Consider the following 19,648-nt stretch of genomic DNA (forward strand, 5'->3'; position numbering starts at 1 on the left):
ATGTACCTCAGCCCCACATGCTGACCTGCCGTGCGCGGCGCATCGCCCGGCGCCTCAGCGGCGCAGCAAACCCGTTCAGCGACGCAGCACACTTGCTCTGCGGCGTATCACCGGCCCCGTCGTGCCGGCACCCACTCAGCCGCGCCAACATTCCGCGCTGCTGTGCCCCCACCTCGACCCCACCGCGCCAGCATCCCGCGCTGCTGTGCCCGCACCCCGCTCCACCGTCGCGGCACCTCTCCGTCCCGTGCCCGCACGCCGCCGAGCCGTGCCGCCCCTGCTCCGCCGGGCGAGCACTTCGCGCGCCGCGCCAGCGCCCGGCCATCCACACGCCGATCACCGACGCCCGCACCCGCCATCACCGGACTCACCCGGCCGCCCCCACGCCACCAGCCTCACCCCACCAGTCACCGCCTCCAGACCCTCAGCCACCGCCGCCGGAACCACCCCACCCCCCTCACCGAAAGCACTGCCGCCCCCACGACCCCAGCCACTCCCGCACCCACCCCCATCGCGGCCCCCGCCGTGTCCGCACCTCCCGCACCGGCTCCACCAACCGCAGCCGCACTCAACGCGACGCCCCACACTGCCGACGTCCGCGGTGCATCGATGCCGATGACCGGAAGCAGGCGTGATGGGCCGTGCCGTCGCATGTCCGGCGGGATCAGCGACAGCGGGTCCAGGTAGACGTCGCCTCGTAGCAGGCCCCAGTGCAGGCAGCCCGATGGGCAGTGGAAGGGGCCGGGTCGGAGGGTGCCCACCGGTTGTCCCGCGGCGACCTCGGTCCCGACGGGGAGCGTTGCGTGGACGGGTTCGTAGGTGGTGCGGAGCGGGGGCGTTCCGGTGCCGGAGAGTTCGATCGTCAGCACGCCCTGGCCCGCCACGGTGCCCGTGAAGGTCACTCGTCCTGGTGCCGCGGCGTGTACCGGGGTGCCAGCGGTGGCCGACAGGTCGACTCCGCGGTGGCCGGGGGCCCAGGGGAGCGGCGGTGGTTCGAAGCCGCGTACCACCGTGGGCGGCTCGCGGCCGCCGGGGCCAGTCACCGGCCAGGCGTGCTGGCCGTCCGATGCGGTCGCGCTGGCCGCCCGGCCGGCCGGAAGTACCGCCAGGACGACGGCCGCCACGCCTGTGATCGCTAAGCGAGTCCACCCCAAGCCCCACGCGCAGGGCTTGCCGCCTTCCCGTTCCCCTTCACCCGCCTTGCCCGCCTCACCCCCCGCCTTGGCCGTCCCCAGGTTTCTCGTGTTCGTCTTGCGATCTGTCCTCGGCTGGTCTGCCGTCGGCTGGTCTTCCTTCGGCTGGTCTGTTGTCCGCATGGCTCCACCGTCCCGTGCTGGCGCGGCGCGGGATGATCATGGACGTCAGCTGTGGAGAAGTAGGGGAGTGTGGATAACCGGGCCACTCGTGCGGGTGAAATTGATCGGCGCTCGTCAAGGGGTCGAATTCCGCTGGAAACGGCCGTGTCGCCCGGCGCCTCGCCGGTCCCGTACAATTTCCCTGGCGACCCGGGCCACCGGGTCGACTTCGCACGCCCCGCCACCGTCGCATCAGCCCACGTCATGAACGTCATGGGCAGCACGGCGGCCGCGTCCCTCGGTCCTCGGAAGACTCGCGTCAGCGCGAACCTCCCGCGGCATGGCGCGTCGGGGCGTCAGGCGTGGCAGCCGCCCGGCGGCCACGGAACCGAGTACCCAAGGAGCACGGCCATGGCCGTCGTCACGATGCGGGAGCTGCTGGAGAGCGGCGTCCACTTCGGGCACCAGACCCGCCGTTGGAACCCGAAGATGAAGCGCTTCATCTTCACCGAGCGCAACGGCATCTACATCATTGACCTGCTCCAGTCGCTGTCGTACATCGACCGCGCCTACGAGTTCGTCAAGGAGACCGTCGCGCACGGCGGCTCCATCCTCTTCGTCGGTACGAAGAAGCAGGCCCAGGAGGCCATCGCCGAGCAGGCGACCCGCGTTGGTATGCCCTACGTCAACCAGCGCTGGCTGGGCGGCATGCTCACCAACTTCTCGACCGTCTACAAGCGCCTGCAGCGCCTGAAGGAGCTCGAGGAGATCGACTTCACGGATGTGGCCGCCTCCGGCCTCACCAAGAAGGAGCTCCTGGTCCTCGAGCGTGAGAAGAACAAGCTCGAGAAGACCCTCGGCGGTATCCGCGACATGGCGAAGGTCCCCAGCGCCGTGTGGATCGTGGACACCAAGAAGGAGCACATCGCCGTCGGTGAGGCGCGCAAGCTGCGCATCCCGGTCGTCGCGATCCTCGACACCAACTGCGACCCGGACGAGGTCGACTACAAGATCCCGGGCAACGACGACGCGATCCGCTCCGTCACCCTGCTCACCCGCGTGATCGCCGACGCCGTCGCCGAGGGCCTGATCGCCCGCTCCGGTGCCGCCACCGGTGACAAGGCCGCCCCGGCCGAGCCGCTGGCCGAGTGGGAGCGCGAGCTGCTCGAGGGTGAGAAGGCCCAGACCACCGAGGAGAAGGCTCCGGCCGCCGAGGCTGCCGAGGCCGAGAAGCCGGCCCCCGAGGCCGAGAAGCCGGCCGCCGAGGGCGACCAGGCCTGAGCCGTACCTACCGGCTCACCACGGCTGGACGCGGCGGGGGGCGGTCTTTCCCACAAGGACCGGCCCCCGCCGTTCACCGGTGAATCGCCTGATCGGCGAAACCGTTCAGGAACTGATCACCGGTGGTAGACCCCGACTTTCCGAGAAGAGATTCCAGGGACCATGGCGAACTTCACCGCCGCCGACGTCAAGAAGCTCCGTGAGCTCAGCGGCGCCGGCATGATGGACTGCAAGAAGGCGCTGGACGAGGCCGAGGGCAACGTCGACAAGGCTGTCGAGATCCTCCGGGTCAAGGGCCAGAAGGGCGTCGCCAAGCGCGAGGGCCGCAGCGCCGAGAACGGTGCTGTCGTCTCGATCATCGCCGCCGACAACAACTCCGGTGTGCTGCTCGAGCTGAAGTGCGAGACGGACTTCGTCGCGAAGGGCGACAAGTTCGTCGCCGTCGCCGACGCGCTGGCCGCCCACGTCGCGAAGACCAGCCCCGCCGACCTCGAGGCGCTGCTCGCCTCCGAGATCGAGCCCGGCAAGACCGTGCAGGCCTTCGTGGACGAGGCCAACGCCACCCTCGGCGAGAAGATCGTCCTCGACCGCTTCGCGCAGTTCACCGACGGCTTCGTCGCCGCGTACATGCACCGCACCAGCCCGGACCTGCCGCCGCAGGTCGGCGTGCTGGTCGAGCTGGACAAGGAGAACGCCGAGGTCGCGAAGGACGTCGCGCAGCACATCGCCGCGTTCTCGCCGAAGTTCCTCACCCGCGAGGACGTTCCGGCCGAGACCGTGGAGAACGAGCGCCGCGTCGCCGAGGCCACCGCGCGCGAGGAGGGCAAGCCCGAGGCTGCGCTCTCCAAGATCGTTGAGGGTCGGGTGACCGGCTTCTACAAGGAGAACGTGCTGCTGGACCAGCCCTTCGCCAAGGACAACAAGAAGTCCGTCAAGAAGGTGCTGGACGAGGCGGGCGTCACGCTGAAGCGCTTTGCGCGCATCCGCGTCGGCGTCTGAGTCGCGCAAGCGTAAGACCCGCGACCCTGCCAGGGTCGATCGCGGTCGGCCGCTGGCCGGCCGGCCGCAGTTGTGACGAGGAGGCTATTGCCGTCATGGGAACTCAACGGGACCCGCGGCAATGGCCTCCTTCGTATGTGCACGAGGAGAACTCCATGGATCAGGACGACCGCACCGGCGATTCGACGGCCGACAAGAGTGACAACGGCGGCGGCAAGCCGCGCCGGTTCCTGCTGAAGCTTTCCGGTGAGGCGTTCGGCGGCGGCAGCCTCGGCGTCGACCCCGATGTCGTGCACAAGATCGCGCGGGAGATCGCCGCGGTGGTCCGAGGCGGGACGCAGATCGCCGTGGTGATCGGTGGCGGCAACTTCTTCCGCGGCGCCGAGCTGCAGCAGCGCGGTATGGACCGGGCGCGTTCGGACTACATGGGCATGCTCGGCATCGTCATGAACTGCCTTGCCCTGCAGGACTTCCTGGAGAAGGAGGGCATCGACACCCGGGTGCAGACCGCCATCACCATGGGCCAGGTCGCCGAGCCGTACATTCCGCTGCGGGCCGTGCGGCATCTGGAGAAGGGCCGTGTCGTCATCTTCGGCGCGGGCATGGGGATGCCGTACTTCTCCACCGACACCACCGCCGCGCAGCGTGCTCTGGAGATCCACGCGGAGGAGATCCTGATGGGCAAGAACGGTGTCGACGGCGTCTACGACTCCGACCCGAAGGTCAACCCGGACGCGGTCAAGTTCGACGCCCTGGAGTACGACGAGGTGCTCGCCCGTGACCTGAAGGTCGCCGACGCCACCGCGATCACGCTGTGCCGGGACAACAAACTGCCCATCCTGGTCTTCGAACTCCTCGCTGAGGGGAACATCGCCCGTGCCGTGAAGGGTGAGAAGATCGGCACGCTGGTGAGCGAGCACGGCACCCGGGACTGAGGACGACCCCCGGGACCAGGGGCATGACAACCCCGCGGCGGACCGAACAGTCCGGCACGGGGATGGACAACACGCTGCTCGGTTCGACACCGTGCAGGGAAGACGCGCGCACGCAGGGGCGAGACTCTGCTCATGATGAAGACCAGGAGCACATGGTGATCGAAGAGATCCTCCTCGAAGCCGAGGAGAAGATGGAAAAGGCCGTCGTGGTCGCCAAGGAGGACTTCGCCGCGATCCGCACCGGGCGTGCGCACCCGGCGATGTTCAACAAGATCGTGGCGGACTACTACGGCGCCATGACGCCCATCAACCAGCTGGCGTCCTTCTCGGTGCCCGAGCCGCGGATGGCCGTGGTGACCCCGTTCGACAAGAGCGCGCTGCGCAACATCGAGCAGGCGATCCGCGACTCCGACCTGGGCGTCAACCCGTCGAACGACGGCCACATCATTCGGGTGGTGTTCCCGGAGCTGACCGAGGAGCGCCGCCGGGACTACATCAAGGTCGCCAAGGGCAAGGGCGAGGACGCGAAGATCTCGATCCGCAGCGTCCGGCGCAAGGCCAAGGAGTCGCTCGACAAGCTCGTCAAGGACAAGGAGTCCGGCGAGGACGAGGTGCGCCGCGCCGAGAAGGAGCTCGACGACACCACCGCCAAGTACGTGGCGCAGGTCGACGAGTTGCTCAAGCACAAGGAAGCAGAGCTGCTAGAGGTCTGATGAACGACTCTTCACGGGGGTCCTCGCCGGGCGCCGGTTACTGGAGGGCCCCCGAGCAGCCGCATGTCTCGGCGGGTCCTGTCTACGACGGCGGGGAGGCGGCGCAGACTCGACCCATGCCACCAGTACCGGACGCCGCCGGCGGCCCGCAGTTCCGGGACGAGTCCCCCGTGCCGCCGGAGCGCCATTCCTCCGCGACGCCGCCCCCCGGCGCCGCGGACGGCGGTTCCGGACCGGGTGCGTCCGCCCCACCGGGCGGGCGCCGGGCCGCCCGTACGAAGAAGAGGGCGGGCCGTAACCTGCCCGCCGCGATAGGGGTCGGTGTCGGACTCGGCGCCGCCGTCATCGCTTCCCTCTTCGTGGTGAAGGCCGTCTTCGTCGGTGTGGTCGTGCTCGCGGTGATCGTGGGCCTGTGGGAGCTGACGAGCCGTCTGTCCGAGCGCAAGGGCATCCGGGTGCCGCTGGTGCCGCTCGCGGTCGGCGGCACGGCGATGGTCATCGCCGGATACCTACGGGACGCCGAGGGTGCCTGGGTGGCGATGGCGCTCACCGCGCTCGCGGTGCTGGTCTGGCGGATGACCCAGCCGCCGGAGAACTATCTGCGGGATGTCACCGCGGGCTTGTTCGCCGCGTTCTACGTGCCGTTCCTGGCCACGTTCGTGGTGATGATGCTCGCCGCGGACGACGGGCCGTGGCGGGTCTTCGTCTTCCTGCTGCTCACCGTGGTCAGCGACACCGGCGCCTACGCGGTGGGCTGGCGGTTCGGCAGGCACAAGCTGGCGCCCCGGATCAGCCCGGGCAAGACCCGCGAGGGTCTGGTCGGCGCGGTCACCTTCGCGATGGCAGCGGGCGCGCTGTCGATGCAGTTCCTCATCGACCGCGGCGTGTGGTGGCAGGGCCTGCTGCTGGGGCTCGCGGTCGCCGCCAGTGCCACCCTCGGCGACCTCGGCGAATCCATGATCAAGCGGGATCTGGGCATCAAGGACATGGGAACGCTGCTGCCGGGCCACGGCGGGATCATGGACCGGCTGGACTCACTGCTGCCCACCGCGCCGGTGGTCTGGCTACTGCTGGTGATCTTCGTCGGGGCTGTTTGATCCGCCGCCTGTTCGCCTCCGGCCGCTTGCGGATTCGATGAGCGAGCGGCCTTCGCCCGCGGGCTCTGTCGGCGTTCCCCGTCGAGCGGTCGGGCCGCGGGCGGCACGTGTCGTCCGCTGTCCCTGGTCGTCACCCCGCGCCAACGGGCCGACTCACCCGGTCCGAGCCGGTGAGGGACAAGATTCGCGTGCCCCGCACAGGTTTTGGCCGGCCCCGCGGAACGTGAGCGGGTGGTACGGAGCCGGTTGACCGCCACCGCCGCCATGGCTGCGGCCATGCGGACGTGACCAAGCGCGAACAGGCCCCGTCGCCCTCTGGCGGCCCGGGCGAAACCGCTGGCGTCCGGGTAGCGAAAGACGATCTGCGACACTGGACGAACCATGCCTGCACCTGGAGAACTCACCTTCGCCGTGCCGCGCGGGGCCAAGAAGCCCCCGCGGCACCTCGCTGACCTCGACCCCGCCCAGCGCCGGGAGGCGGTCGCGGGACTCGGCGAGAAGCCGTTTCGCGCCAAGCAGCTCTCGCAGCACTACTTCGCGCGGTACGCGGACGACCCGGCGCAGTGGACCGACATCCCGGCCGCGGCGCGCGAGAAGCTCGCCGCCGATCTGCTGCCCGATCTGATGTCGGTGGTCCGGCACATCTCGTGCGACGACGACACCACCCGCAAGACCCTGTGGCGGCTGTTCGACGGCACGCTGGTGGAGTCCGTGCTGATGCGCTACCCGGACCGGGTCACGATGTGCATCAGCTCGCAGGCCGGGTGCGGCATGAACTGCCCGTTCTGCGCCACCGGGCAGGCGGGCCTGACCCGCAACCTGTCGACCGCGGAGATCGTGCACCAGATCGTCGCCGGGATGCGGTCGCTTCGGGACGGGGAGATCCCGGGCGGTCCGGCGCGGCTGTCGAACATCGTCTTCATGGGCATGGGCGAGCCGCTGGCCAACTACAACCGGGTCATCGGCGCCATCCGCCGCCTCACCGACCCGGAGCCGGACGGTCTGGGGCTGTCGCAGCGCGGTATCACCGTCTCGACCGTCGGACTGGTCCCGGCCATGCTGCGGTTCGCCGACGAGGGCCTCAAGTGCCGCCTCGCGGTCTCCCTGCACGCCCCCGACGACGAACTGCGCGACACCCTGGTGCCGGTCAACACCCGGTGGAAGGTCCGCGAGGTACTGGACGCCGCCTGGCACTACGCGGAGGCCTCCGGCCGCCGGATCTCCATCGAGTACGCGCTGATCAAGGACATCAACGACCAGGCGTGGCGGGCCGATCTGCTGGGCCGCCTGCTCAAGGGACACCGGGTGCACGTCAACCTGATCCCGCTCAACCCCACGCCCGGCTCCAAGTGGACCGCCTCGCGGCCCGAGGACGAGCGGGCCTTCGTCCGCGCCCTGGAGGCGCACGGCGTGCCGGTGACCGTACGGGACACCCGCGGCCAGGAGATCGACGGAGCCTGTGGACAGCTGGCGGCTGCCGAGCGCTGACGGCGCGCTGGTACCGTAGCTTCGCACAAATGTGCAACTGAATTCTTTCCGACAGGGGAGCGCGTCCAGCGCTGAGAGTGCGGCCGGTGGCCGCAGACCCTCGAACCTGATCCGGGTCATGCCGGCGAAGGGAGCTCGGCCATGCAGTCGGCCAATGCCAACAGCCTGCCCGCCACCAGGTGGCGCACCGTCGACATCGTCGTCGCCGCGGTCCTCGGCGCCGCCTTCGGCGTGGTGTTCTGGGCCTGGAACTCGCTGTGGGACGGAGTGGCCAGCGCCATTCCGCTGCCCGCCCGCGGGCTGATCTACGGCGTGTGGCTGGTCCCTGCCGTGCTCGGCCCGCTGGTCATCCGCAAGCCGGGCGCGGGCATCTTCTGCGAGGTCGTCGCCGCCACCGTCGCCACCTTCTTCGGCTCCCCGTGGGGCCTGGTGACCCTCCTGTACGGGGTGCTGCAGGGCATGGCCGGTGAGTTCGGCTTCGCGTTCACCGGCTACCGGGTGTGGCGCTGGCCGACCGCGCTCGCCGGTGGCGCGCTGGCCGGGATCGCCGCCTCGCTGCTGGACAACGCCCTGTACTACGGGGCCGACTCGCTGGTCTGGCAGATCGGCTACACCGCCGTCGTCACCCTCAGCTCCGCGGCCATCGCGGGCCTCGGCAGCCTCGCGCTGACCAAGTCCCTCGCCCAGACGGGCGCCCTGGACCCGTTCCCGTCCGGTCGCGAACGCGCCGCGGTCTGAGCGCCCCGGCAATCCATGAGCACGGTACGGCTGCGCGGATTCGGCCATCGGCACGCCGGCCGCCGCCGATGGGCGGTGCGCGGCATCGACCTGGAGATCCGGCACGGGGAACGTGTAGCGCTGCTCGGCCCGTCCGGCGCGGGCAAGTCGACGCTGCTCGCCGCCCTCGCCGGACTGCTGCCGCCGGACTCCGGTGAGCGCGAGGGCAGCATCGACATCGACGGGCTGGATCCGCGCGAGGCCCGCCCGCGCACCGGGATCGTCTTCCAGGATCCGCAGTCCCAACTGGTCATGGAGCGCGCGGGCGATGACGTCGCCTTCGGGCTGGAGAACCGCGGCACCCCGCCGGGCGAGATCCCAGGGCTGGTCGACGCCGCACTGCGCCGCGTCGGCTTCCCGTACGGGCCGACGCGGGCCAGCAACGCGCTGTCCGGTGGCGAGCAGCAGCGGCTCGCCCTCGCCGGAGCGCTGGTCACCCGCCCCGGACTGCTGCTGCTCGACGAGCCCACCGCCAACCTCGACCCGGCCGGGGCCGACCTGGTACGGGAGGTACTCGACGGAATCGAGGACACCACGCAGATCATCGTCGAGCACCGCATCGCCGAACTCGTCGGACAGCTCGACCGCGTCATCGTCCTCGAACCCGGCGGCGGCATCCGCGCCGACGGCCCGCCCGAACGGGTCTTCGCCACCCACGGCGACCAGCTGGCCGCCGACGGAGTCTGGGTGCCCGGCCACCCGGTGACCGCCCACCGGGCACGCGTGACGCCCGGCGAAACCCTGCTGCGCACCGAATCCCTGGCCTACCGGCCGGTCTTCGACGAACTCGACGGGGTGACGGTACGGGCCGCCGAAGCGCTCGCCGTCCTCGGGCCCAACGGCGCGGGCAAGTCCACCCTGGCCCTGCTGCTCGGCGGACTGCTCGCGCCGAGCGGCGGCTGCGTCACCGCCACACCCGAGCTGGCCGGAGCCGACGCCGCCGTACCACCGCACAAGTGGCGGGCATCCGCCTTGGCACGGCGGATCGGATCGGTCTTCCAGAACCCCGAGCACCAGTTCGTCACCGCGAAGGTACGCGACGAGCTCATGCTCGGCGCCGCGCAGCCGGTACGGATCGACGAACTCCTGGTACGGCTGCGGCTTGACGCCCTCGCCGAGGCCAATCCGCACACCCTGTCCGGCGGTGAACAGCGCCGACTGTCCGTGGCCACCGCACTGGCCGCCGCACCCCGGCTGCTGATCCTGGACGAGCCCACGTTCGGCCAGGACCGGCGCACCTGGACCGAACTCGTGGCACTGCTGGCCGAGTTGCGCGACGAGGGGCACGGCGTCGTCGCCGTCACCCACGACGCCGACTTCCTCACCGCACTGGACGCGCGCGAACTGCGCCTTGCGCCGGCCCGGTTGGCGGCGGCATGAACCGGGCCGCCCCGATCGCCGACCCGGCGGCCCCGCTGGCCCGCCGCAACCCCGTGGCGAAACTCGCCGCCGCGGCCGTGCTCGCCCTCGCCCTGGTCGTCAGCCTGGACCCGGTGGCACCGGCCCTCGCCCTCGCCGTGGAACTGGCCGTCGTCCCGCTCTTCGGCATCCGCTACCGGGTGCTGGCGCAGCGCGCCTGGCCGCTGCTGATCAGCGTCCTCGGCGCGGTCCTCACCCTGTTCCTGTTCGCCGCGGACCGCCACCACATCCTCACCGACGCCCTCGCGCTCGGCCTGCGGATCGTGGCGGTGGCACTGCCCGGTGTGCTGGTCTTCGCGACCACCGACCCCACCGATCTGGCCGACGCGCTCGTCCAGAACGCCCGGGTCTCCGCGCGCTTCGCCATCGGAACGCTCGCCGCCTGGCGGCTGGTGCCGCTGCTCGGGCAGGAGTGGCGGCTGATCAACGCCGCACGGCGCGCCCGGGGTGTGGACCCCGGGCGCAACCCGGTGGCGCGGCTGCGGCTGTTCGCCTCCGCCACCTTCACGCTGCTGGTCGGCGCGATCCGCCGCGGCACCCGACTGGCCACCGCCATGGACGCCCGAGGCTTCGACTCCGGCATTCCCCGCACGACGGCGCGCCGCCAGCACTTCACCCGCACCGACACCGCGTTCATCGCGGCGACCTGCGGGGTCGCCGCGCTGGCGGTGACGGTGAGTGTGCTGGCCGGCACCTTCCGGCCGGTGTTCAGCTGATCGCCGGCCGGTGGGTCCCTCTTTCGCGTTGCGGTCGGTTCGGACACCGCCGGTCCGGCCCGCCGTGGTTGCTCACCGTCGCGGCGGATCAATGGTGGGCTCCGCCCCGCTGATCGGAGCGTTGGGGGCACGCCCCGGCAAGCGATGGCGAGCAACCCTCACCGACCGGACCGGCGGTGTCCCAACTCGCCGCGCTCCAAGCGGGATCCGCTGGAGCGGCGCCTCCCAGGGCTGGGGTGTGGCTCCCGCCCCGGCCGGATGGGGGTGTTGGGGGCGCGTCCCCGACAAGTCCGCCGCGACGGCGAGCAACCCCCGTGGACCGGACCGGCGGAGTCTCAACCGGCCGCACCCCGTCCCAAGAACCGCCGAAGCGGCAATCGTTCAGTGGGGTAGGGGAAGGGCCGCCAGTTGGGCTACCGCCCAGGTGACGGGGGCCAGGACGATGAGTACGGCAGCGAGGCGCAGGAGCGCCGCGCTGCGTAGTACGCGGCCCGGGGCGGCCAGGTCTTCCAGGGTTTCCGCGGTGTCGTGGCGGGAAAGGGCGGACTCGGCGGCGGCGGTGCACACCGTCGCCGTGGTGCAGGCGAGCATCAGGGCCGCGCCGAGCCCGGTGAGCGGGCCGAGCGGCCGCGCCGCCGACCCGTGCAGTACCGTCGCGGCGAGTGCCGCCGAGGCCACCGCGCACAGCACCCCCAGCGGACGGCCCACCCGCGGTGCCCGCGTCTGCAGCGAGCGGCCCGCCAACAGCCGTACCGCTCCTGGCCGGTAGACCGCCAGCAGCCGCCCGGCGAAGTGCACAAGACCCGGCCCGACCAGCACCAGACCCGCGGCGGAGAGGGTCCAGCCGACCAGCACTGCGGGCGCGATGGCGCCCAGGCCGCCGGGCAGCGGCAGCGCCGTACCGGCGGCCGGGCGGGTCCATCGGCTCGCGTAGACCTCGACGGCCAGTCCGGCCGCGATGAGCGCGACGCCCCACGGCAGCCCGGAGGCGGTGGCCGCCCGCCGCTTGGGCCGCAGTGCGAACAGCGAGGCGGCGGCGCCCGCCAGTGGCAGCGCCACCAGCAGCGTGGCGATCCCCGCGACCGGCAGCGGCATCGATCCCGCCAGCCGCTCGCGGAAGCACAGGAACGCCCCCAGCGCGATGCCGCTGCCCAGCAGACAGGTCACCCCGGTGGACACCGCGGCCAGCACCGGCAGCCACGCCTGGCCGAGGCCCGCGACGACCAGTCCCGGATGCGACTGACCGCCGGTCTCGGTACGGGACACCTCGACCGACAGATGGACGGCGGTCGCCAACGGCACCAGGCACCAGGCCAGCCGCAGCAGTCCGGCGGAGGTGTCCTGCGGGTGGCCGAGGGCATGGCCGACCGCGGCCAGCAACAGGAAACCGGTGCCCGCGGACGCCGTCATGACCAGCAGGCGCCGCAGCAGTGACAGCGGCCGCGCGCCGCGCATCAGGCGGAGGCTGAGCATGGCGCCACACCTTCCGGCCAGGGCCCGCCGGGCAGGGCCGCCGCCCGCTGGCCGTCCACCAGCGCGACGGTGCGGTCAGCGAACCCGGCCACCTCCGGGTCATGGGTGGCCAGCAGAACGGTGATGCGATGGGTGCGGGCCGCCGCGGTCAACGTCCGCAGCACCTGCGCCCGGTCGGCGCGGTGCAGCGGCGCCGTCGGCTCGTCGGCGAAGATCACTTCCGGGAGAGTGACCAGCGAACGGGCGATCGCGATCCGCTGGCGCTGTGCCTGCAACAGCTCCCCGGGGCGTTTGCGGGCGCAGTCGCCGACATCGAGGCGGTCCAGCCATTCCTGCGCGGAGTCCCGCGCACTGCGGTACGTCGCGCCGGACAGCAGCAGTGGCAGCGCCGCGTTCTCCCGCGCGGTCAGCTCGGGGACGAGCTGCGGAGTGCTGCCCACCCAGCCGAAGCGGTCGCGGCGCAGCCGTTCGCGGGTGGTGGCGGGCAGGGTGTGCACGGGCGCGCTGTTGAACCACACCTCGCCCTGCTCCGGCAGCAACTGCCCGGACAGGCAGCGCAGCAAGGTGGTCTTGCCCGCGCCGCGCGGGCCGACGATGCCCAGGATCTCCCCGTCGCGTACTCCGATGGAGACGCCGAGCAGGGCGGGCGAACCCTGGTAGGAGTGGCGCAGGGCGCGCCCCCACAGCACGTCGTTGTCCGGCGGGGCCACCATGCCGCGCACCTCCGCTGCTCGTCGTTGCCGGGACAGTCCGGTCCGGGAAAGCACGATCCCCTTCGCACCGTTGAACGACTGCGAAGGGGATCGGTCACGACCGGCGGCCCGGGCGGATCAGCGGACGGCCCAGATCAGGCCAAGTGCGCGGACGGGGTTTACAGCTTGGTCCAGGCCTCGGTGAGCACCGAGCGCAGGATCTGTTCGATCTCGTCGAAGGTCGCCTGGTCGGAGATGAGCGGCGGGGACAGCTGCACGACCGGGTCGCCACGGTCGTCGGCGCGGCAGTACAGGCCGTTCTCGAACAGCTTCTTGGAGACGAAGCCGTACAGCAGGCGCTCGCACTCCTCGTCGTTGAAGCTCTCCTTGGTGGCCTTGTCCTTGACCAGTTCGATGCCGTAGAAGAAGCCGTTGCCGCGGACGTCGCCGACGATCGGCAGGTCGTGCAACTTCTGCAGGGTCTTCAGGAACGCCGCCTCGTTGTCCAGCACGTGCTGGTTGAGGCCCTCGCGCTCGAAGATGTCGAGGTTGGCCAGTGCCACCGCCGAGGAGACCGGGTGGCCGCCGAAGGTGTAGCCGTGCAGGAACGTGTTGTCCTGCTTGTAGAACGGCTCGGCGATGCGGTCGGAGACGATGGCCGCGCCGATCGGCGAGTAGCCGGACGTCATGCCCTTGGCGCAGGTGATGATGTCGGGCACGTAGTCGAACTTGTCGCACGCGAACATCGTGCCGAGGCGGCCGAAGGCGCAGATGACCTCGTCGGAGACGAGCAGCACGTCGTACTGGTCACAGATCTCGCGGACCCGCTGGAAGTATCCGGGCGGCGGCGGGAAGCAGCCGCCGGCGTTCTGCACCGGCTCCAGGAAGACCGCGGCGACGGTCTCCGGGCCCTCGAACAGGATCTGCTGCTCGATCTGGTCGGCGGCCCAGCGGCCGAACGCCTCCGGGTCGTCGCCGTGGATCGGGGCGCGGTAGAGGTTGGTGTTGGGCACCTTGTGCGCGCCGGGGACCAGCGGCTCGAACGGCGCCTTGAGCGCGGGCAGGCCGGTGATGGACAGCGCGCCCTGCGGGGTGCCGTGGTAGGCGACCGCGCGGGATATCACCTTGTACTTGGTGTGGTTGCCGGTGAGCTTGTGGTACTGCTTGGCCAGCTTCCACGCGGTCTCGACCGCCTCACCGCCACCGGTGGTGAAGAAGACCTTGTTCAGGTCGCCGGGGGCGTAGCCCGCCAGGCGCTCGGCCAGCTCGATCGCCTTCGGGTGGGCGTACGACCAGATCGGGAAGAACGCCAGCTCCGACGCCTGCTTGGCGGCGACCTCGGCCAGCTCCCGACGGCCGTGACCGGCCTGGACGACGAACAGACCGGCGAGACCGTCGAGGTACTTCTTGCCGTTGCTGTCGTAGATGTACGTGCCCTCGCCGCGCACGATGGTCGGTACGGGGGTGTTCTCGTACGACGACATGCGCGTGAAGTGCATCCACAGGTGGTCGTACGCAGACTTTGACAGGTCCGAGCTCATGGCTATCTGGTTCCCCAGGTGTAGGTCTGCTTCCGGAGCTTGAGGTAGACGAAGCTCTCGGTGGACCGCACGCCGGGCAGCGCGCGGATCCGCTTGTTGATCATCTCCAGGAGGTGGTCATCGTCCTCGCAGACGATCTCGATCAGCAGATCGAACGAGCCCGCCGTTATGACGACGTACTCGACCTCTTCCATCTCGGCCAGTGCGTCGGCGACCGGTTCCAGATCGCCTTCGACGTTGATGCCGACCATCGCCTGCCGCCGAAAACCCACGGTGAGCGGGTCGGTGACCGCGACGATCTGCATCACGCCCTGGTCGAGGAGCTTTTGGACCCGCTGGCGGACGGCTGCCTCGGACAGACCGACCGCCTTGCCGATCGCGGCGTACGGGCGGCGTCCGTCCTCCTGCAACTGCTCGATGATCGCCTTGGAGACGGAGTCGATCACCGGGGAGCCGTTGCGGTCCTTGGGGTCGGGTGTACGAGTGGCCACGCAGCCACTGTGCACGAGGACTCGTCAGTCACGCAACCCCTCGGCAATGAAATCCGTAGAGATGAGGATGAGAAATTACTGATTCCATTGTTCGAGCGGTATGGGTATGTCGAATCCGCCCGTTCAACGGCTAGGGTGAGTGATGTCTCACCCATCGGACACCGCATCGCACACAGGACAGGAGAAGGCAGTGAGCGAGCTCCGTACTCTGCGCAACTACATCGACGGGGAGTTCCGCGACGCCGCCGACGGTCGCACCACGGACATCGTCAACCCGGCCACCGGGCAGGTGTACGCCACCGCGCCGCTGTCCGCCGCGGCCGACGTGGACGCGGCGATGGCCGCTGCCGCGGCCGCTTTCCCGGCCTGGCGCGACACCATCCCGGCCGAGCGGCAGAAGGCGCTGCTGAAGATCGCGGACGCCATCGAGGCCCGGGCCGAGGAACTGATCGCCGCGGAGAGCGAGAACACCGGCAAGCCGATCGGCCTGACGCGGACCGAGGAGATCCCGCCGATGGTCGACCAGATCCGCTTCTTCGCGGGCGCAGCCCGCATGCTGGAGGGCCGCTCGGCGGGCGAGTACATGGAGGGGCTGACCTCCATCATCCGCCGCGAGCCGGTGGGCGTGTGCGCACAGGTCGCACCGTGGAACTACCCGATGATGATGGCCGTCTGGAAGTTCGCCCCCGCCATCGCCGCGGGCAACACCGTGGTCCTCAAGCCGTCGGACACCACCCCGGCCTCGACCGTGCTGCTGGCGGAGATCCTGGGCGGCATCCTCCCGGCGGGTGTCTTCAACGTCATCTGCGGTGACCGCGACACCGGTCGGCTGATGGTCGAGCACGACGTGCCCGCGATGGCCTCGATCACCGGCTCGGTACGGGCCGGCATGCAGGTCGCCGAGAGCGCCTCCAAGGACCTCAAGCGCGTCCACCTGGAACTCGGCGGCAAGGCCCCGGTCGTGGTGTTCGAGGACGTGGACATCCCCAAGGCCGTCGAGGACATCTCGGTGGCGGGCTTCTTCAACGCGGGCCAGGACTGCACGGCGGCCACCCGCGTGCTGGTGCACGAGTCCATCCACGACGAGTTCGTCGCCGCCCTCACCAAGGCCGCCGCCGAGACCAAGACCGGCCAGCCCCACGACGAGGACGTGCTGTTCGGCCCGCTCAACAACGCCAACCAGCTCAAGCAGGTCACCGGCTTCATCGAGCGGCTGCCCGCCCACGCCAAGGTCGAGACCGGCGGCCACCAGGTCGGCGAGCAGGGCTACTTCTTCGCCCCGACCGTCGTGTCGGGCCTCAAGCAGGACGACGAGATCATCCAGCGTGAGGTGTTCGGCCCGGTCATCACCGTCCAGTCCTTCACCGATGAGGACCAGGCGGTCGCCTACGCCAACGGCGTCGAGTACGCGCTCGCCTCCTCGGTGTGGACCAGGGACCACGGCCGCGCCATGCGGATGTCCAAGAAGCTCGACTTCGGCTGTGTGTGGATCAACACCCACATCCCGCTGGTCGCCGAGATGCCGCACGGCGGCTTCAAGAAGTCCGGCTACGGCAAGGACCTGTCCGCCTACGGCTTCGAGGACTACACGCGGATCAAGCACGTGATGACGTCGCTGGACTGAGGCAGTGACAGCGCCGGGCCCCGGGTCACCCCAGTGACCCGGGGCCCGTGCACGTCGGGCGGATGCGGCTCCAGGACCGGCGGATTCCCCCGGGATCTCCCTTACGCGGCCGCGCTCCTGCCCTCCAGCGGGGCCGCGAGGCGCCCCCGCAACCGGGTCAGCCGGTCGATCTCCGCGTCCAGGGCGGCGAGTCGGCGCACCGCCACCCCGGGGGCCTGCGGGGTGGCACCGCACTTCACGGCCGAGCTGGCGCTGCCGATCACCCGGCCCGCGCCCAGCAGCCGTGCGATCCGCGCCGTCATCGATCCGATCGAGCCCGTGCCGCCGGAGCCGAACACCGTGTCGCCGGGGCGCAGTTGAGCGGCCCTGGTCAGCGCCGCGTAGGTGATCGCGCCCCGCGAGAGATGGTGGGCAGTGTCGGGCAGTACGTCGTCCAGCGGCTGGAGGCGGTCGAGCGGCACCACCGCGTACTCGCGCCGGCCGGACCGGTGGCTCACCAGATCCCCCGGGGAGAGCCCGGGGGCGTCCGCTGCCGTGACGACCTCGCCGACGGCGGCGCCGACCAGGGCGTCTGCGGGCCGCAGCGGCGGGGTATCGGCGCTCCCTGCGGTTCACCGCTGATCAGCGTGCGCGGCACGGCGGCAACGGAGAAGTACCGGTTGCGCACCCGTACTTCACGGCACCGGGCACCGGCAGCGGCACCTCGGCCACCTCGAAGTGCCGCGGCTGCGGCAGTCCTTGGGGCCGGGACAGCAGACGGGACCTCGCGGGACATGCGGGGCAGGGCGTTCATCGGCGCTCCTCACGGGCTACGCGGCCGCGGTCCCGTACGGCGGCCAACTGCCGTACGGCGAACCGACGCTGGACCCTGACCCGCGCGTCAAGGTCAAGCGCCGGCCGTGCACGCCTTGGTGTAGGTGTCGATCTCGGCCGTCAGCGCCGCCTTGCCCGCCGGATCCAGGAACGACGCCTCCACCGCGTTCTTCGCCAGCGCCGCGACACCCGCCGCGTCGAGCCCCAACAGGCGGGCCGCGACGGCGTACTCGGTGTTGAGGTCGGTGCCGAACATCGGCGGGTCGTCGCTGTTGACGGTGACCAGCACACCGGCCTCGACCATCGCCCGGATCGGATGCTCGTCCAAGGTGGCCACCGCACGGGTGGCGATGTTGGAGGTGGGGCAGACCTCCAGCGGGATCCGGTGCTCGGCGAGGTGCTCCAGCAGCCGCGGGTCGCGCACCGCGCTGGTGCCGTGGCCGATGCGCTCGGCGCCGAGGTCCCGCAGCGCGCTCCAGACGGTCTCCGGGCCGGTGGTCTCGCCCGCGTGCGGGACGCTGTGCAGACCCGCGGCCCGGGCGCGGTCGAAGTACGGCTTGAACTGGGGCCTCGGCACGCCGATTTCGGGTCCGCCGAGACCGAACGAGACCAGCCCCTGCGGCCCGTGCGTCAGCGCGAGCTCCGTCGTCACCTCCGCCGACTCCAGGCCCGCCTCACCGGGGATGTCGAAGCACCAGCGCAGCACGGTGCCGAACTCCCGCTCCGCCGCCTCGCGTGCGTCCTCGATCGCCTCCATGAACGCCTGCGCCGGAATGCCGCGGCGCACCGAGCTGTAGGGGGTGAGGGTCAGCTCCGCGTAGCGGATGTTCTGCCGCGCCATGTCGCGGGCGATCTCATACGTCAGCAGGCGTACGTCGGCTGCGTCGCGGATCAGATCGACCACGGACAGATAGACGTCGATGAAGTGCGCGAAGTCCCGGAACGTGAAGTACTCGGCGAGCGCGTCGGGGTCCGCGGGTACCTTCGAATCGGCGTGCCGTGCGGCGAGTTCCGCCACGATGCGGGGAGACGCGGAGCCGACGTGGTGGACGTGCAGTTCCGCCTTGGGCAGCCCGGCGATGAAAGCGTCCAGCCCGATGGTGTCGGCCGGTGCGGAACTGGTGGTCATACGGTCCCCTCCTGCGGTTACGCGGACCGGCCCATCGTAGCCGCGCGAGCCAGTCGGCCCGCCGGTTGTAGGCCATAGCATTGCAGGACGTATCAAGAGGAAGGCCGCGATGTCCGACGAGCAACCCGATCGGTCACGAACCGAGCGCCGTGACCCGTGGGCGCCGCCGCAGGACGCCGTACCCGCCTCGCCCCAGCACGTCCCGCGGCAGCCGCAGGACCAGGCCGCCCCGCCCGAGCCCGGCGCGGGCCCGTACCCGCCGCCGCCCCCGGCCGTGCCGTACGGCCCCCACCAGCCGTACGAGGGCCCCTACGAGCCGTATCCGGCGCCGTATCCGCCCGGATACGGCGGCTACCCCTACGCGGCCTGGCTGCACCCGGCGCCGCGCAACGCACTCGGTACGGCGGCCCTGGTCCTCGGCATAGTCGGCACCGTCGCCGCCATCACCCTCTTCGGCGTGATCGTGGGGCTGCCGCTCGGCGTGCTGGCGCTGGTCTTCGGCATCATCGGCCGCCACCGGGCGCGCCGCGGTGAGGCGACCAACGGCGGTCAGGCACTGAGTGGAGCGATTCTCGGCGCCGCCGCGATAGCCGTCTCGATCGCGGTGATCGCCCTGGTCGCCACCTCGTACAGCAGCTGGTTCGGCGGCCCGGACGTCGCACTGGTCTCCACCGGCGGAACGTACGACGCCCCGCTGGCCGCCGACGGCACCGCGAAGTTCGACGACGGGACACAGGTCACCGTCACCACCCCGCAGCGCTTCACCCCGCCCGCGGGCGCCGACGGATACAGCGCGGGGGACACCGCTTACCGCTTCACCGTGACCGTGCGCAACACCGGCGACGGGGATCTGCACCTCGGCGACTACACCTACTTCGGTACCGCCGGAACCGACCAGACCGACCTGCAGTTGATCTCCACGTCCAGCGGCGAGCTGGCCCAGGACTTTCCCGACGTCCTGCGACCGGGTCAGGTGTCGAAGGTGGTCTTCGCCTTCGACGTCCCCCCTGGCCTCACGCCGCTGCAGTTCGACTTCGAGCCGACCACGAACCACGAGGACGCCTACTGGGAACTGCGTCTGCGCTAGGCGGTTTCCGGGTCGCGGTGGGGCGAACGCACGGCGGGTCCGGGCTGTTGCGCCCGGACCCGCCTCTGTGCTGGTGGT

General features: G+C 70.8%; 18 protein-coding genes and 1 riboswitch. Of the genes, 11 read left to right on the forward strand and 7 right to left on the reverse strand.

Going from position 1 to position 19,648, the window contains the following annotated elements; translation table 11 throughout:
* Positions 1–407: 407 nt before the first annotated feature.
* The gene (locus P2L57_RS37585) at positions 408–1,124 is read right to left on the reverse strand and encodes a murein hydrolase activator EnvC family protein (protein WP_275822627.1); all 717 of its coding nucleotides are present in this window, start codon (positions 1,122–1,124) and stop codon (positions 408–410) included.
* Positions 1,125–1,706: 582 nt separating this feature from the next.
* Between P2L57_RS37585 and rpsB the strand changes: the two genes are divergently transcribed.
* The 9 genes from rpsB to P2L57_RS37630 all read left to right on the forward strand — a co-directional run bounded on the left by rpsB (position 1,707) and on the right by P2L57_RS37630 (position 10,720).
* On the forward strand, positions 1,707–2,576 hold the full coding sequence (gene rpsB, locus P2L57_RS37590; RefSeq protein ID WP_275822629.1) for a 30S ribosomal protein S2: 870 nt from the start codon (positions 1,707–1,709) through the stop codon (positions 2,574–2,576).
* Positions 2,577–2,738: 162 nt separating this feature from the next.
* Positions 2,739–3,575: a translation elongation factor Ts gene (tsf, locus tag P2L57_RS37595; RefSeq protein WP_275822631.1), complete on the forward strand. Its 837-nt coding sequence runs from the start codon at positions 2,739–2,741 to the stop codon at positions 3,573–3,575.
* 155 nt (positions 3,576–3,730) lie between these two features.
* Complete coding sequence (gene pyrH / locus P2L57_RS37600) at positions 3,731–4,510, forward strand: UMP kinase (protein ID WP_275822633.1); 780 nt, start codon at positions 3,731–3,733, stop codon at positions 4,508–4,510.
* A gap of 155 nt (positions 4,511–4,665) precedes the next feature.
* Positions 4,666–5,223: a ribosome recycling factor gene (frr, locus tag P2L57_RS37605; RefSeq protein WP_275822686.1), complete on the forward strand. Its 558-nt coding sequence runs from the start codon at positions 4,666–4,668 to the stop codon at positions 5,221–5,223.
* A complete protein-coding gene (locus P2L57_RS37610; protein ID WP_275822635.1) occupies positions 5,223–6,320 on the forward strand; it encodes a phosphatidate cytidylyltransferase in 1,098 nt (365 codons plus the stop codon). Before frr ends, P2L57_RS37610 begins: the two co-directional genes overlap by 1 nt.
* 381 nt (positions 6,321–6,701) lie before the next feature.
* A complete protein-coding gene (gene rlmN / locus P2L57_RS37615) occupies positions 6,702–7,808 on the forward strand; it encodes a dual-specificity RNA methyltransferase RlmN (RefSeq protein WP_275822637.1) in 1,107 nt (368 codons plus the stop codon).
* 43 nt (positions 7,809–7,851) lie between these two features.
* A riboswitch (TPP riboswitch) is annotated at positions 7,852–7,959 on the forward strand.
* Entirely contained in the window at positions 7,950–8,546 is a 597-nt protein-coding gene (locus tag P2L57_RS37620) for an ECF transporter S component (RefSeq protein ID WP_275822639.1), read from the forward strand. Its footprint overlaps the riboswitch before it by 10 nt.
* Before the next feature lie 15 nt (positions 8,547–8,561).
* Complete coding sequence (locus tag P2L57_RS37625) at positions 8,562–9,965, forward strand: ABC transporter ATP-binding protein (protein WP_275822641.1); 1,404 nt, start codon at positions 8,562–8,564, stop codon at positions 9,963–9,965.
* The gene (locus P2L57_RS37630; RefSeq protein WP_275822643.1) at positions 9,962–10,720 is read left to right on the forward strand and encodes an energy-coupling factor transporter transmembrane component T family protein; all 759 of its coding nucleotides are present in this window, start codon (positions 9,962–9,964) and stop codon (positions 10,718–10,720) included. The genes P2L57_RS37625 and P2L57_RS37630 overlap by 4 nt, the downstream gene beginning before the upstream one ends.
* Positions 10,721–11,101: 381 nt before the next feature.
* Here P2L57_RS37630 and P2L57_RS37635 read toward each other — a convergent pair whose 3' ends face one another.
* The 4 genes from P2L57_RS37635 to P2L57_RS37650 form a co-directional block, all read right to left on the reverse strand.
* Positions 11,102–12,193 carry a hypothetical protein gene (locus tag P2L57_RS37635; RefSeq protein WP_275822645.1) on the reverse strand — a complete coding sequence of 364 codons (1,092 nt, stop codon included), beginning with the start codon at positions 12,191–12,193 and terminating at the stop codon, positions 11,102–11,104.
* Positions 12,175–12,906, reverse strand: a complete 732-nt coding sequence (locus tag P2L57_RS37640; protein WP_275822647.1) for an ABC transporter ATP-binding protein — start codon at positions 12,904–12,906, stop codon at positions 12,175–12,177. The genes P2L57_RS37635 and P2L57_RS37640 overlap by 19 nt, the downstream gene beginning before the upstream one ends.
* A gap of 158 nt (positions 12,907–13,064) precedes the next feature.
* Positions 13,065–14,426: an aspartate aminotransferase family protein gene (locus tag P2L57_RS37645; protein WP_275822649.1), complete on the reverse strand. Its 1,362-nt coding sequence runs from the start codon at positions 14,424–14,426 to the stop codon at positions 13,065–13,067.
* Positions 14,427–14,428: 2 nt separating this feature from the next.
* Positions 14,429–14,932, reverse strand: coding sequence for an Lrp/AsnC family transcriptional regulator (locus P2L57_RS37650; protein WP_275822651.1), 504 nt, complete (start codon positions 14,930–14,932; stop codon positions 14,429–14,431).
* Between the two features lie 175 nt (positions 14,933–15,107).
* Between P2L57_RS37650 and P2L57_RS37655 the strand changes: the two genes are divergently transcribed.
* The gene (locus tag P2L57_RS37655) at positions 15,108–16,541 is read left to right on the forward strand and encodes a gamma-aminobutyraldehyde dehydrogenase (RefSeq protein WP_275822653.1); all 1,434 of its coding nucleotides are present in this window, start codon (positions 15,108–15,110) and stop codon (positions 16,539–16,541) included.
* Positions 16,542–16,642: 101 nt separating this feature from the next.
* Here P2L57_RS37655 and P2L57_RS37660 read toward each other — a convergent pair whose 3' ends face one another.
* Both P2L57_RS37660 and P2L57_RS37665 read right to left on the reverse strand, forming a co-directional pair.
* Positions 16,643–17,038, reverse strand: a complete 396-nt coding sequence (locus P2L57_RS37660) for an MDR/zinc-dependent alcohol dehydrogenase-like family protein (RefSeq protein WP_275822655.1) — start codon at positions 17,036–17,038, stop codon at positions 16,643–16,645.
* A 389-nt stretch (positions 17,039–17,427) separates the two neighbouring features.
* A complete protein-coding gene (locus P2L57_RS37665; protein ID WP_275822657.1) occupies positions 17,428–18,483 on the reverse strand; it encodes an adenosine deaminase in 1,056 nt (351 codons plus the stop codon).
* 109 nt (positions 18,484–18,592) lie between these two features.
* Here P2L57_RS37665 and P2L57_RS37670 point away from each other — a divergent pair, with 109 nt between their 5' ends.
* Positions 18,593–19,570: a DUF4190 domain-containing protein gene (locus tag P2L57_RS37670; protein WP_275822659.1), complete on the forward strand. Its 978-nt coding sequence runs from the start codon at positions 18,593–18,595 to the stop codon at positions 19,568–19,570.
* The last annotated feature ends 78 nt before the right edge of the window (positions 19,571–19,648 follow it).

The organism is Streptantibioticus ferralitis (genome assembly GCF_029223525.1).
GTDB classification, from domain to species: Bacteria; Actinomycetota; Actinomycetes; order Streptomycetales; family Streptomycetaceae; genus Streptantibioticus_A; species Streptantibioticus_A ferralitis.